This is a genomic window from Ralstonia sp. 1138, assembly GCF_040544795.1.
GTDB classification, from domain to species: domain Bacteria; phylum Pseudomonadota; class Gammaproteobacteria; order Burkholderiales; family Burkholderiaceae; genus Ralstonia; species Ralstonia flatus.
The window spans coordinates 17,967-33,039 of the sequence record NZ_JBEPKQ010000004.1; the positions used below are offsets into that span (position 1 = coordinate 17,967).

At 62.6% G+C, this 15,073-nt stretch carries 3 protein-coding genes; 2 read left to right on the plus strand and 1 reads right to left on the minus strand.

Features of this window, described 5'->3' with window-relative positions:
* Positions 1–2: 2 nt before the first annotated feature.
* Positions 3–12,998 (minus strand): LysM peptidoglycan-binding domain-containing protein, encoded by a 12,996-nt coding sequence (locus ABIC76_RS17660; protein ID WP_354534755.1) that lies wholly within the window; start codon positions 12,996–12,998, stop codon positions 3–5.
* A gap of 239 nt (positions 12,999–13,237) precedes the next feature.
* On the opposite strand from ABIC76_RS17660, the gene ABIC76_RS17665 reads away from it, so the two are divergent.
* Together ABIC76_RS17665 and ABIC76_RS17670 are read left to right on the plus strand one after the other, a co-directional pair.
* A complete protein-coding gene (locus ABIC76_RS17665) occupies positions 13,238–14,278 on the plus strand; it encodes a putative Ig domain-containing protein (RefSeq protein ID WP_354534756.1) in 1,041 nt (346 codons plus the stop codon).
* Between the two features lie 185 nt (positions 14,279–14,463).
* Positions 14,464–15,039 (plus strand): tetratricopeptide repeat protein, encoded by a 576-nt coding sequence (locus tag ABIC76_RS17670; protein ID WP_354534757.1) that lies wholly within the window; start codon positions 14,464–14,466, stop codon positions 15,037–15,039.
* Positions 15,040–15,073: the final 34 nt, after the last annotated feature.

Below are 15,073 nucleotides of genomic sequence, written 5' to 3' on the forward strand. Positions count from 1 at the left end.
TCTCAGCGTTGGAATATATTCCTCAGTGGGCCGTCCGCGCGGTGAATCCCACCTTGGTGTTGATCTGGGAACCTTGCGGGATGCATATTCCACCATTCATTTGGCCCACCAAAAGCGCTTTCAATTACATGATGGGCATCGTATGGTTGTCCTATCTGCCTAAGCACCGTACCGTTCTTGGAAAGCACCGGCTCTGTGTAGGTCGGCCATACCTGTCCTGTATTAGCCTGCCACTCCGAAATCAAGTCACCCTTGACCCTGTTAAATTCCACACGATGCTTCGCTGCCGCTTCCGGAGACAATCGAGTGTATTCATTCTCTCGAAGATTATCGACCAATAGTTCGCGTTGTGATCGCGTCAATGGCATACCGGTTTGAGACTCAATATCCCTAACATAAGCTCGGCTACGACTAGCAAGGGGAGTCCATCCATTGACAGTATCCGAAACATCGACCATTCTGCGCCGAATAGATGCGGCCGATCGAGATCCACGTGTACTCCCCGGCGCCCACATCGAATCCAGAGGCTCGGTCGCATCCGCGATCATACCCGCAGGCCTCGGATCATTCGTGACCAGGTATGCTCCCGTCGCGAACAAGCCTCCAATAGGTTGCCCCTGCACCGCATTAAAGTAACGATTGAATGCAGCAGTCCTCTCAGCATCACCGTGGCCTGCCACGAGTTGTGGCCCAGTGGGTCGGCTCAACACCGCTTGCAGGCGTTGCAACTCCTCGGGCAGCGCCGTTGCGGCTCGCTCGGCTGGGCTACGAGACCATGAATCATCGACGAGACCTTGCGGGCCCGGGGACTGCGTCGGCGCACCATTGCCTCCGCCCCATATCTGCACGTTCAGAACACCGTCGGCGCCTACATAGTCACTCCTTGCATACCCGCCGCTGCCGGCGTACGACCGATCTGCGATCCCGCCACCGAACATAGGCTCTGACGTCATATCGCGCATCCAATCCGAGACATAGCTCGGACTCGGGGCGGAACTCACTCCGTAGAGCGTCAGGTCTCCCAACCGCTTGGCAGAAGTGGTTTTGTCCGCCATATCGAACGCAGTCGTGCCGGAGTCATCCTGGTACTTTCGCGTTACATAACTCCGATCACCATCTCCCACTCGAATGAGGCCTTCTTCGAGCGGCGTCGGCGCGTCACTCGTGATGTTGGCGCGGCCCGCCAGCAGCACATCCGGCGGACCGCTGGTGCCGTTTTGTGACGCGCTAAAAGTCTCCACCAACTGGTTATACGCCGCATCGGAATCGAAGCTTGACGCTGCATTGCTCGGCTGCGTGAACACGCCAGTGGTAGGCGTGTTGTCACGGTAGCTGTAGCTGGGTGCCGAGCCGTACAGTGAACCATCCCACGCCTGCGGCGTTGGCGCACTGCTGGCCTGTGCAAGGGAGGCCCCCAGCGCATTGCCAAAGGCATCGGTCGCAACCTGCGTAGCCGTGATCCGGCCACCGCGCATCAGACTCGTGGTGACACCGCCCACGAAACCAGACAGAGCACCACCAACCACGCGTGCCGTCGTGGCACCCATGCTGCCGGCAACATCACTCTTCGCGAAGACGTCACCCGCCTCGTACGCGAGTCCCGCGCCTGCAGCCGCGCCCGCCACCTGCTGCCAACTAAATTGCTTCTGCAGCCCAACGGCAACCTCGACCCCTTGGGTTAAGGCGTTGCCGATGGTGGCCTTTGCAACTGCCGAACCCACTGAACCAAGCGAATCGCTGCTCAAGGCGGAAACATTCCCCAAGCCACTCGTGATTCCGGCTGAGATGGCCGTGGTAGCAACGCTGCTCCAGTCGAAGCCGTGCTCCACGCCAATTGCGTTACCGAAAGCTTGTCCCGCCAAGTTGCCAACCTCGGCATAGGCTATCGCCGTGCCCGTTGTACCGAGTTCTGCAGTGAGTTCCTCCGGAAGCAACTCATACTGCTGAGCCACGACCGTCACCGCCACCACCACGATCATGACGAGGATACCGCCCAGCCCACCGCAGCCGCTGTCATCACTATTGCCTGCCGGCGTCGGCAGGTTCGGACTGGTGCTGCCCTGCACCTTGCTCGGGTCGTACGGCGCAAAGGTGTTCGCGGTGTTGTGTGTGCCGCCCACCCGGGTCGGGATGTTCAGAATCTGCCCGACACGCAGGTCGGCATTGCCGGTGAGGCCGTTGGCCTGTGCGATCTGGTACCACAGCGCGCTGTCGCCGTACGCGGCCTGCGCAATGCTCTGCAGCGTGTCGCCACTCTTGACCGGATAAGATCCGGTGGCCGCCGCCGGATAGCTGTTGGTCACGGGCTGGTAGCCCAGATCGAAGTTACCTTGCTGGACGTAGTTGGGCGAGCCGTCGGAGTTGGTCGGGTTGTTGGGGTCGACCCCGAAACCGTAGGTTCCCATCACCTGGCCGTTGGCCACCAACTGGCGCAACAGGTTGCCCTGCTGATTCTTGAACAGAATGTGGCCGCTGGCGTCGTTGATGAAGCTGCGGTTGTTCGCGCCGGCGGCGGAATCCGTGATGCCCACCAGGAAACCATTCGCATCGTATTGCTCGGTCGTGGTGCCGCTGGTCTGGTTGCCCGAACTGGTGTTGGTGCTCACCGCCGAGACCGAACCCTCCTGGTACCCCTCATAAAGGGCCTGCGCCATCGTGTAATCGGTCGTCACGTCGCCTTGCGTGACCCGGTAACCAAGCGCATTGCCCGCAGCGTCGTAGGTAGACGCCTGCGCAGTGTCTGTGATCGTCTGCGTGGTGTACACCGGGGTGGTGATCGGGTTACCCGATTCGTCGTAAGTCGGGTTACCTGACTCGTCCAGCACGGGCGTCGTACCAGTCTGCACCTGCACCGTGTGCGTGCCCGTCACGACCGTCTTCTGGTAGACGACATCGTAGTTTTTGCTCGAATCCACCTGGTTGACCACGTGCTGACTCTGCACGCGCCCGTCCGCGTCGTACCGCGTCACCGTGGTCGTGGCGCCAGGCTGGTCGGTGTTGGAACCCGCCAATGCCGCGATATAGGACGTTTGCAGCGGGCCCGTGGTACCGCCATTGCTGAGCGCGAGGCCTGTCGTCATGCCCGTGCCATCGGACGGCAGGCTGTCCGGACCGCTCTCCACCACACGGCTGGCGCCGTCATAGCGGCGCACGTCCAGCTGGATGCCCTGGCCGGGATCCAGTGCCTCCTGAGTGTAGGTCGGCGTGTAGATCGGATTGCCCGCCTCGTCCGTGCCGGTCTGCTGCTGACCGGTCTGCACCAGGGCATAAGCGCCCGTTGAGACCGTCGACAGGCGGTTCAGGCCGTCATAGCTGTACCAGGTGGTGGTAATGCCGGTGTGAGTTGCATAACCCGCCAGAACCGGCGCTCCGGTCGGATTGCCGGATTCGTCCACGGGCTGTGTGTATTGCGGCACAACTTGCGTGCCCCACGACTGGTCCTCGATCCGGTTGCCGTTCTTGTCATAGCCCAGCAGGTGACCTTGGCCCGGCACGATGTTCGCAAGGTTCTGCGCATTGCCGTCGACGGCGCCATCCACCATGATCTGGCGGTTCATGCCGTCGTAGGCAAACCACTGATCCTGCACGTGCGCCGTGGTGGCATAGACGGTGTGGCTACCGATGGCCACCGTCTGATAAATCGGCGTGCCCGTACCCGTACCTGAGGTCGTGCTGCCAGACTCATCCGTCGTCGTTGTGCCCGATTCGTCCGTCGTCGTTGTGCCCGATTCGTCTGTCGTCGTACCGACCTGCACCTGGGCATAGTCGATGACAGTCTGCTGGCTCTCGGTGTTGTACGTGGTGTGCTGATGCAGCTTGTTGCCGACCTTGTCATAGGCGATGTCGACGGTGACACCGTCCATTCCTTCCACGTGCGCCAAGCGTCCAAGCTTATCGTAAGCAAGCACCTGGTTCTGGTAGGTGGTACCGCCCTGCACCGTCTGCTCCAGCACATGCTGGCCCGCAGCGTTGTAGGCGTAGTAGGTCTGCTGATTCAGCGGCGAGTTGTCATCGATCTCGGTCAACTGTCCGGCCGCATCGTAGCGGTAAGCCAGGCTCTGACCCCGGCTGTTGGATTGCGCGACCAGTTGACGCGCGGCGTCGTAGCTGAACTGGTAGTTCGCGCCGCCAATGTCGGTGTGGCCGTTCAGCTCCCCAAAATAGTCGTAGCTCCAGGTCGCGAGCTTGCCATTGGCATCCTGCGCCGCGATCTGCTTGCCTTGTGCATCGAAAGCAGCGGTGTGCGTGTAGCCGTCGGCATCGGTCACCGCCACCACATTCCCGCGCAGATCGTAGGCGTACGACGTTGTATCGCCCGCGCCATCGGTTTGCCGAATTTTGTGGCCCGCCTGGTCGTAAACCATGGTGGTGACCAACTGCTGGGTGGTGCCAGAGACGGAATTGTCTGCCGCGACCGTATAGACGCCCACCGGCGCCGTAGTGATGGTCGTGTTGCGCCCCAGACGATCGTAACCGTACTGGGTGACGTTGCCCATGGCATCGGCCAGTTGCGTCTGCTCGCCGAAGGCATCATATGAATGCTGGACGACACCGCCATCGGCGTGAAGCTCCTGCAGCAATGGGCCGCCCGCATCCCACACCTGGGCGTTGGTGTTGCCGTTGGCATCGGTCACCGCCACCTGGCGACCCAGCGCGTCGTAGAAGAGCTGCGTGACCGGGCTGTCGGCACTGATCGCACCGTTGCCGTCCGGCTGCGTCTTGCGCACCACCTGGTTGTTGGCGTTGTACTGGTACTGCGTCACCCAGGCGGCGCTGCGCACGTCGCTCTGGCTCACGACGTTGCCCCAGCGGTCGAAGGTCTGATAGACCACCGGCCGGTAAGCGCCCGTCTGCGTGTCCGTGCTGTCGTAACGCACAGGCAGGGTCTGCTGCGTCACGCGGCCCAGCAGGTCAAGCTGACTGTCAATGCGGCGCAGGCCCGCGTTGCCGAGCTGATCGACGCTTTGCGCATTGGCGAACTGGGACAAGTCCGTACCCGCGTTGGCACCGCCCACGCTGCCCGCGCTCGTGATCTGGGCAGTCTGGCGCCCCTGCAGGTCATACAGCACGACCTTGACGTTGCCGTCGCCACCGTTGGTCCGCCACAGGCGCCCGGCGTTGTCGTAGTTGAAATACTCCTGGTACTGCGCAGCGCTGCCGGTTGCGAAGCTACCGCGCCCCACCATTTCACCAAACGCGTTGTACGTCATGCCGGTCGTCACTGATCCGGCCTGCTGCTGGCTTTCGTTGACGATGCTCGCGCCGCTCACCACACTGGATGACCCCGGCGTAATAATCGCCGTCTGCCGTCCCAGTGCGTCGTATTGGAACGCGGTATAAAGGGTATGGCCGATCCCATCGTTGCCGGTCACAACCTGCCAGGACTTGGCCAGGTGCCCAGCCACGTCATACGACATGAACGCACTGTGGCCATTCGCGTCGGTCGTCTGGATGGCGTTGCCGTGGCTGTCGTACTGTGTGAGCGTCGTCCGGTCACCGCTACTCAGCCAGGCGGCGGTGTAGCCGCCCGCGCCTGCATCGCTTGTGCCATTGGCGTAGTCGGTGCGCACCACCGCGTTACCAAAGGCATCGCGCGCAAACACCGTCAGCGGGCGCAGCGACCACCAGACATTGCTGAACGCCGTTGTAATCGTTCGCGAGGGCGCTGCCACCGCGATCGTGCGGCCCAGTGCGTCATAGTATGTGTACGTGGTATTGCCCAGCGCATCGGTGGTTTGCGTCTGGTTGCCGAGCGCGTCGTACCCGTACGTCGTGGTCAGATTAACGGTTTGCGTGCTCACCTGCGGCGCACTGTTGGGGCCCGTTGCCCACGCGCTTGACACCGTGACGCCGACCTGCGTCATACTGGTCTTGCGGTTGTCCTGATCGTAGGTGTAGTTGACCGTGCGGTCATTGGCGCTGCTCGGCGGCAGGGTCAGGCTCGCGGGAGTCCATCCGGCGGGGACAGCCTGCGCGTACTGGGTCTGCCCAACCAGGTTGCCCGCCGCATCAAAGCGCTGCGTGCTGACGTAGCCGAGCGCGTCCACTGTGCCGACCTGCTGGCCGCGCTGGTCGTAGTAGTTCGTCGTGGTCGCCCAGGTCGCATTGGACAAACCACCGGCCGCATCGGCGAGCACCGACACCTGCACAGCCTGACCGAAGGCGTTGTAGGTGCTGCGGGTGATGGCGGCCGCCATATACCCCTGGCCGTTGCCATTGTCGACCCACGTCGACGGTTGCGTGACCTCGATCGCGCGCCCCATTTGGTCATACTGGGTCACGATCATGCGGTCAGCGCTGCTCGCCGTGAGCGCCTGCGTCACCTGATCCGTGGTCGGCACATTGGCGCCGGAGACGGTCACCGCCGCGTTCACGCCGGTGGCGTTGGCGTAGCGGGTCAAGGACGTCACGTCGCCGAATGCATCGCGGTGGTAGCCCGTCACGTAGCCCAGCGCGTCCACGTCGTAGCTGACACGGCCGCAGCGGTCGTATGTCTTGGTGCTGACGTTGCCCGCCACATCGATGTTAGCTACCGCGTCGCCGAACACATCATAGATGACCTGGGTCGATAGCGACCGTACGGATTCGGTGCGCGCCCAGCCCCCTGCACCATCGGTGGTCAGGTTATTGAGGTCCGTGTCGTCATAGACGCCAACGGGCGGATAGATCGTCTTGGTCTGGCGCCCCAGCGCATCGTACTGGTACTGGGTTGTGCGTGCGCTGGAGGTACCCGCCGCTTCGGTGCGTGCAGTCAGGTTGCCCAGCGCATCGTACGTGAGCACCGTCACCAGATTGACTGCGGTGGTCTGTGCCGGCACCAGATTGCCCATCGAATCCTGCATCACCGAGGTGACGTCGACCGCCGGATCGGTTTCCCGGATCAGTCGCCCGGCCGCGTCGTAGTCGTAGGTCCAGGTCGCGCCGTTCTGATTCGTGTAGGAAAGTTTGTCGCCAACGCCGTTATACGTATAGCGCTGCACGCCACCCAGGGCGTCGGTGGTCGACACCACATTGCCCGCGGCATCGTAGGCCGTCGACGTGGTCTGGTCGGCGCCAGCATTGGCGACCACGGCCGCGGCAACGGTCGAAGCGTTGCCCTGGGCGTTGACGGCCACCGCGTTCGCGTACAGCGTCGACGCGGTAACACGTCCGATCCCGTCGTAGCGGGTCTGGCTCACAAAGCCTGCCGGATCGACCTTGTACACCTGCTGCCCCGCGCCATCGTAGGCGTATTGCGTGGTGCGGTCCAGCCCGGCGCTTGCCTGCACGGCCTGCGCCAGTTGGGCCGCGCTCGGCACGTGGCTGAGGAACCCCTGCGATCCATCCGTGTTGGTGTTGAACGACTCATCGACCGGCACGGGGTTCGCGTACTGCGTCGCGGATGTCAGACGCCCAGCGCCGTCATAGCTGTAGTGCGTCACCGCGCCGGACGGATCCTGCGCGTACACCAGGCGACCTGCCGCATCGTACGCCGAGGACTGCACGCGGTCCTGCGCCAGCGTGACCGTCATGCCGTTCCAGATTTGCTGCGCGGTCTGGGATGCATAGTCGAAGACCGGCGCGGCAAACTGAATGGTCCGCACCCGGTTACCATTCGCGTCGTACTGGTACGACGTGAGCGCGCGCATGTGCGTGAGGTCGCCCGCGACGAAGTCGTTGGCGTCTCCCAGCGTCTGGGTCTGGAAAATCGCCCGGTTGGCCGCATCGTAGAACCAGTCGGTCTCCCGATCCTGATTGCTCACGGCCACCGACGACGGGTTGGCGCCCGTGGGCAGCGCCGTCGCATACTGAATCTTGCTTGTGACGTTGCCGTCATTGTCGTAGGTAAAGTGCGTCACCGCGCCCACGCCATCCACGGTCCAGGTCAGCCGGTTGGCGGCATCATAGACATTGCGCACGCTGACATCGGCCGGCGTGTGCGTGATCGAACCGAGCGCGGCAGCGACGGCCGCCGCGTTGGGCGCGGTGGTGGCCGGAATGGTATTGGCGTACGCGGTGCGCGTGAGCACGTTGCCCACGCCATCGTAGGATTGCGCCACCACGGCAACCTGGCTGCCATTGCCCGTGCTGGACAGCGAATAAATGGCCCGATTCAGCGCGTCGTAGACGGTGCGCACCTCCTCGTCGTGCGCCGGGTCGGCCACCACGGCAGGCACGGAGCCCGGCGTCCAAGTCGCCGGGTTGATGCGGTTCGCGTAGGCGACGCGGTCCACCACATTGCCATTGCCGTCATAGGCGAATTTGGTGACGTCACCCAGCCCATCTACGGTATACGTCAGGCGACCGGCGGGATCGTAGACGTTGCTTTGCACGACATCCTGCCCAGGGCTGGCCGTCACCAGGCTGGCAATCGTGGCGGCGCTGACAGCATTTCCGAGGCCCGCCAGGCTGATCGGCGTGACGTAACGCGTCTGCGACGTGATGCGGCCATCCGCATCGTAAATGGTGTGCGTGACATCGCCCGCGCCATCCACCGCATACACGACGCGATTGTTCCCGTCATACGCGTAGCGCGTGACATTGCCTTGCGGGTCGGTGGTGGCGACGACGTTGCCGTCGTTGTCGTAGGCGTAGCTCGTCGCCAGGTGCAGACCACTGGGATCCACGATGGTCTGCGTGCGCCGCCCCAGCTTGTCGTACACGTACTGCGTAACGGTGCCGCCCGGGCTCGTCACGGTGAGCTGCTCGCCACGCTGATCGTAGGAATACGTGGTGGTGAGACTCAGGCCGTTGGGGTGGGTCGACGTAATCGGGTCGACCGTCTGACTGACGACTTCGCCCTTCAGGTCGTAGCACGTCAACGTCACAACGCCGTTGGCATCCGTCGCCTGGACCTGCTGCCCCTTCGCGTCGTACTGATAGGTGGTGACGAGGTGCAGGCCGCTCGGATCGACCGTGCGGCTAAGCAGCCGGTTGGCTGCGTCATAGGCGTAGACGACGGAATGGCCGTCCGCATCGGTCGTCTGGATCAGGCGGTTGGCGGCATCGTACTGGTTGCGGGTGACCGTCAGCGGCGTGGTGATCGACAGCAGGTTGCCGTCGCGGTCATAGGCATACGTGGTCGTGTTGCCATTGCCGTCCATGACACTCGCGGTCTGGCCTTCGCGGTTGTGAACAGTCGTCATGCTGACGCCATCCGCCAAGGTCACCGTGACGCTGCGCTGCGCCGTGTTGTAGCTGTAGGTTGTCTGATTACCCAGCGCATCAGTCTGCGTAAGCACGCGGCCGAAGGCGTCATAGGTGCTGCCGCGCGTCGCCCCCGTGGGGTCGGTCACGCTGACAACGCGACCCAGCTGATCGTAGCGCTCCTGGCTGACGTTGCCGTTGGCATCGACCGAGCGGATCAGGCGGCCGAAGGCGTCGTACTGCGCGCTGGTGGTGGCGTTCAGCCCGCCCACATCGCTGACCGAACCGGTTTGCAGGCCGCGCCGGTCATAGCTGGCGGTGTTGGTGACACTGGTGCCCGCGCTGATGGATTGCGTGGTGGAAATTTGATCGCCGAAGGCATCGTAGCTCGCCGTCGTGGTGCCGCCCAACGCGTCCACGGTTTGGATGCGCTCGCCGTCGGCGTCGTAGGCGAACAGCGTGGTGCTGTTTTGGGGTGCCGCCGCTTGCTTGGCGGCAGCCAAGGCGGCGCCCGCGCTCTGGTTGGCCGTGGCGGACAACAGGCCACCCTGCAAGGCAGCGAGCGTCGGCGCATCGACCGAAGTCGCGTACTGCGTCGTGCTGGTCAGGTGGCCCAGAGCGTCGTACTGGTTCTCCGTGACATTGCCCACGGCATTGACCACATAGCGCAGCCGGCCCACATTGTCATAGAAGAACACCGTGCGGTTGCCGTTGGCATCCGTCTGGCTGGTACGCCGGCCAGCGGCATCGTAGGAATAGGTGGTCGCGTATTGGTGCCAGATGGCGTCGATCTGCGCCTGCATCTGGTTGCCCGTGATGAGCGCTGCGCCCACACCACTGAGTTCGCCCACGACGCGTCCCTGCACGTCGTAGTGGGTCAACAGGGTTCGCTGGTCGGCCGTATTGAGGGCCGTGGTCGTACCGATCAGGTGACCGACGCTGTCGTAGGCGTACTGGGTGACGGTACCTTCGGCGTTGGTCTGCGTGGCAAGGCGTCCCAGGGCATCCCAGGTGTTGGCGGCCACCTGGTCCTGCGGGCTGGAGGCCGGACGCAGGCTGGCCAAGGTCGACGCACTGCTCGCCGGACCATTGGCCTTGTTGGCGTAGCGAATCGTCTGGTCCACGTTGCCATTGGCATCGTAGACGGTCTCGGTCAGGTAACCGCCGCCGTCGACCTGCCCCACCACCTGACCACGGTCGTTATAAACGGTGTAGGTGCAAATATCGTTCGCACTGGCCGCTGGCAACAGGCCGGCGAGCGAGTCGCTGCTGCGTGCGGTCGCCACCGCCCCTGCAATGCTCGCGGCGCTGGTGAAGCCCGGCACCTGGGTGGCGTAACCGATGGTTTGCACGGGCTCGCCGGCGGCGTTGTAACGCACCTCGGTCAGGTAGCCTTCGCCATCAATGGTGGCGCGCAGCAGGCCATCCTTGTCATAGATGCGGGTGACGGTGCGGTCAGCTGCGTTCGGATTGACGGTGACGACGCCGGCCTGACCGGCATTGAGGCTGCCCGCCAGCGCGAGGGTCACGCCGACACCATTGCCCAAACTCGTGGTACTGATCGGCGTCGCGAACGCGGTCACTGCGATGACGCGAGAAGCCCCATCGTATTGGGTCTGCGTGACGCGCCCCAGTGCGTCGACCTGCCAGGCCAAGCGGCCCGCAGCGTCATAGAAATCCCAGGTCTTGGCATCCTGGGCGGTACCCGCCGGCCGAATCGACGCCAGCGTGACCGGCGTCGTGCCTGCCGGTGCCGCTGCCGGGTTGGCGTTGTAGGCGGTCGTCGGCTTGCCGTTGCCATCGACCAGTTTCGTGGTGTCGACCGGTGTGTCGTAGGCGATCGTCTCGGCAACCTGGTTGTCGGCGTTGTAGACGGTTTCGGTCAGCTTGCCGTTCGCATCGATGTCCGCGACCTTGCGCCCGTCGCTGTCGTACAGAAACCAGCTACGCTGCCCGGTCGGGTCCTGGGTCATCAGCAGACGCCCGTCCGCGTCATAGGCGTAGGCCGTCGTGCCCAGGTTGCTGCCAGCAGCCGACTGCATCACGCTCACCAGGCGTCCAGCCTTGTCGTAGGCGGACGTTGTCGCCAAACCGTTGGCCAGCGTCACCGTGGTCTTGCCGTTGGCGTCGTCGTACTGCGTGAGGGTGGTGATCGACTGAGTGCCATCGGCCGACTTGGCAGTCGACGACACGACCCGACCGAGCCCGTCATAAATCGTCTGGCTGATGCTCTTGCCATCGGGGCTGATGGTCTGCAGCAACTGGTGCTGCTGATCGTAAACGTATCGCGTGACAGCGGCGCTGTTCGCCACGCCGTTGCCTGTTGCATCGATGCTCGCGTAGGTGGCGCTGTTCTGCAACTGCCCACGGAAATCGTACGCAAAATCGGTGCGGTGGCTCTGCGTTAGATCCTGACCGGACACCCAGGTCTGCATTTGCGCCTCGGTGGGCGACGCAGTCTGGGCAAGGCTGGCGGTATCGTACGTGCCGGCCGCGTAATCAATCGCCGCTGTGCGCAGACCTTGCGCGTTGTAGCGGTACTCGGTTACGCGCCCTTCGGGGCTGATGGCGAAGCGCAGCAGGTTCCGGTTGCCGGCGTCGTACACGTAGCGCGTCGTCTGCGCCTGCCCTGCGACGCTCGATCCGTTGGCAGGCGCGGCGTATACGGTTTCCGTCAAAACCTGATTCTGGGCGTTGTAGGTGCGCGTCTGCGTATTACCCGCGCTATCGACCTGGCTTGTAAGATTGCCGTTGGCGTCGTACTGGAAATTGACCGTGTGGCCGAGTCCATCCGTCACCGTCGCGACGTCGCCGATCGCCGTATACGTATAGTTCAGCTGCGTGAGCCCCGCCGCATTGCTGGCTGTCACGCCGTTGCGGATCTGGGTGAGTTCTCCCTTGCTGTCATACTGGTAGACGGCCGACACCTGCAGCGGGTCGGTCACCGTCGTGGTGTTGCTGGCGGTGTTATAGGCGAACGTGGTCACCTGTCCGTTACCGTCGGTGACGCTGGCCACCCGGTAGCTGCTGCCCACCAGCGCGTACGTGAAAGCCAAGCTGGTGCCATCACTCTGCGTCACACCCGTCACCCGGGTGCTGGTGCCGTCGTAGCTGTATGTCGTGACGTAATTGGTCAGTGTGTCGCTGCCAGCTGGAACCGTTCCCGACGGGTTCAGGTTGACGCTGACGGTTTGCAGCCGGTTGAGCGAGTCATAGGTGTAGGACACCTCGTTCACAACCTGGCCGGACTGCAGTGTTGTGCTCACCGAGCTCAGCAGGCCACCGGAGGAATACGTGTAGTTGATCGACTCGCCATCCGCATTGGTGGTGCGAATCAGCGCATTGTTGGCGCCGTATGTATAGGTCAGCGTGTTGCCGCTCGTATCCGTCGACGACAAAAGCAGCCCCGCCCCGGAACCCTGATACGTCTCATGACTGCCGCTCGCGCCATCGGTCCAGGTATATCCCGTCCCGCTGACACTGATGGTGTCCAGCGCCGATCCGCCCGCATTGGTGGCCACGTACAACTGGCGAGCCGCATCCCAGTTGTAAACATTGACCGAGCCATCAATATCCGTGCGCTGCAGCGTGCCGTTGCCGGTTGCTGTGACGGATTTGGTCGGCGCCTCGATCCAACCCGCCGTGCTGAAATTGCCCTGACTGTTGTAGGTGCGCACCGCCGCGGCATTGGAGCCCACACCGGCCAGCGACCCATCCACGTCCTGCAGCACCAGATCGCCCGTCGAGACATTGACGTAGCTATGCTCCCCGTTGCGCCCCTGAGTGGCCGTGCCAAATTGGCCCTTATTCCCGAGATTCGCCAGAGATCCCAGGTTCAGGCCCAGATTGTTGCCGCTGACAATAGCTACCATGGTGTCGCCGTCTCATCGAATGCGTTGCCAAACAGGCACCCACTCCCGGGGCACCCACGAACTGACTGCTCTTGATGAACTTATCCAGAGGCGACGAAAAAAGTTTAGGGCTGCGTGCAAAAAAGTATTTTTACGCGCAGCCCTAAACTTACGGGCAGGTTCTTTGGATAAGTTGGATGTAGGCTCAGTCGGCTAATGCGCTTGGCTGGCGATCTCAAGCAATACGCATCAGGATGCCAATGAATCTCAAGAAGTGTTTAGGGTCCGTCGTGGCGGTGTCGACTTCGTTCTTCCTTGTCGCTTGTGGTGGCGGAGATGGTTCCAATGGCGGCTCGCTGAGCGCAACCGGCACTGCAGGCCAAAACTCCTGTGCGCCTAATCTGTGCGTGAGTTTGTCGTACTCTGCGTCTACCCTGTTTCGTCTGTTCCCAGTCAACGTCCCCCCGAACAGCGCGGGTGCCACAGCTGGACGCAGTGCCCACTATGTATTGAAGGGCGGTACGCTCCCGCCCGGGATCACGCTCGATGCCAGTTCTGGATCGTTGTCTGGCACGCCCACCGCTGACGGCTCGTATGTGGCCCAAATTCAGCTCACGGTGGATGGATATTCGGGATCGCTGAGCACCGATGTGCAGCTCAACATTACCGAGCCCAAGCTGATGTATGCGGCGCCGACCTATCAGGTGGGAACCGCCAGCTTACCTCTCAACGGCCTGATTGCCGGTGTGGCTGCCAAGCCGTCCGCTGTCACCTTCAATATGCCAACCGGCACAGCCACCGCTGCCAGGATCTCAAAACCTGCGGGACTGCTCTTCAGTGTGGTCGGCAGCGTGCCTATGCCACCTGGCCTGAGCCTGGATCCAAACACGGGCGCCGTTAGCGGAACGCCAACCACCCCGGGTGTGTGGTTCACGAGAGTGCAGGTCTCTATCCCAAATCAAGGTCAAAAAACTACCGTGGTTTGCACGGCCGCTTTTTCTGTTGCAGCAGCGATTCAGGAGCATGCCGGACAGACCGCAGCACCAGTCTCCATGCCTGTTTTTGTCGAACCTGGCACAACGGTAACTGGTAATGCCATCCAAGGGGCCGGCGATTTGATGACCAAGGTGGTGTTTAATCCCTCGACCATGATCATCACCATAACACCAGGTAAAACGCCGTCGCCTGCTACACCAGGAACCTATCTAGTGGCCGACTCAGAACAGCTTTCGCTACCAGATGGAGCCGCTGCGGAAGCGCTTGGCGTGGAAGTTGTCGATAGCACCATCAATGTTCATTGAGGTGGACGACGCTCCAAGTTTAGGACAGGCAAGAGTATTCTCACGCACAGCCCTAAACTTGCTGCAGCTTCGTTGGATAAGTTGGGTATAGGCTAGCCACGTCAGGGCTGGGCTATTCGATGAAGGCTGGGAGACCGGCCATACAGGGCGCCAACCTCGCCCCACGTACCATTCCCGGAAAGAGCATGTCCGTCGATCAAAACCCGATTGCCGACCTGGTGCGCCAGCTTGCGGCCTGCGATGCCGCAAGCGGCTTGGCGCTGCTGGAGGCCGCCGTCAACCGCAATCCCCGCAATCCGCAGGTGCTGCTGCTTCTGGCGGCGCACTATATGCAACTCAAGGATGCGGATCGGGCAGAGGCGACCTACATCGCCGCGCTGAACATGGCACCCGACCTGGCGATCGCGCGCTTTCAGCTGGGCCTGCTGCAGTTGACCAGTTCGCGGCCGGCGACGGCCTTCATCACGTGGGCGCCGCTCGATCTGCTGGAACAGATGCACCCGCTGCGCCTGTTCAAGAAGGCCTTTGAGCGCCTGCAAGAGGACCAGATCCCTGCGGCGTGCGAATATCTGCGCGAGGGCATGCGGCAAAACACCGACAATGCACCGTTGAACCGCGACATGCAGATGTTGCTCGGCAAGCTTGGGGCTTCCGTCAAGGAAGGTGCAGTGGTTGACTCACCGGAGCCGGAGAAATCCGTGTCGCCGGAGTCGGAAGTGGGGGCGCATTTCCTGCTGTCCACGTACAACACAGTGCACTGACCGCCATTCGCTGTTAGGCCTTCGTGGGTAACCG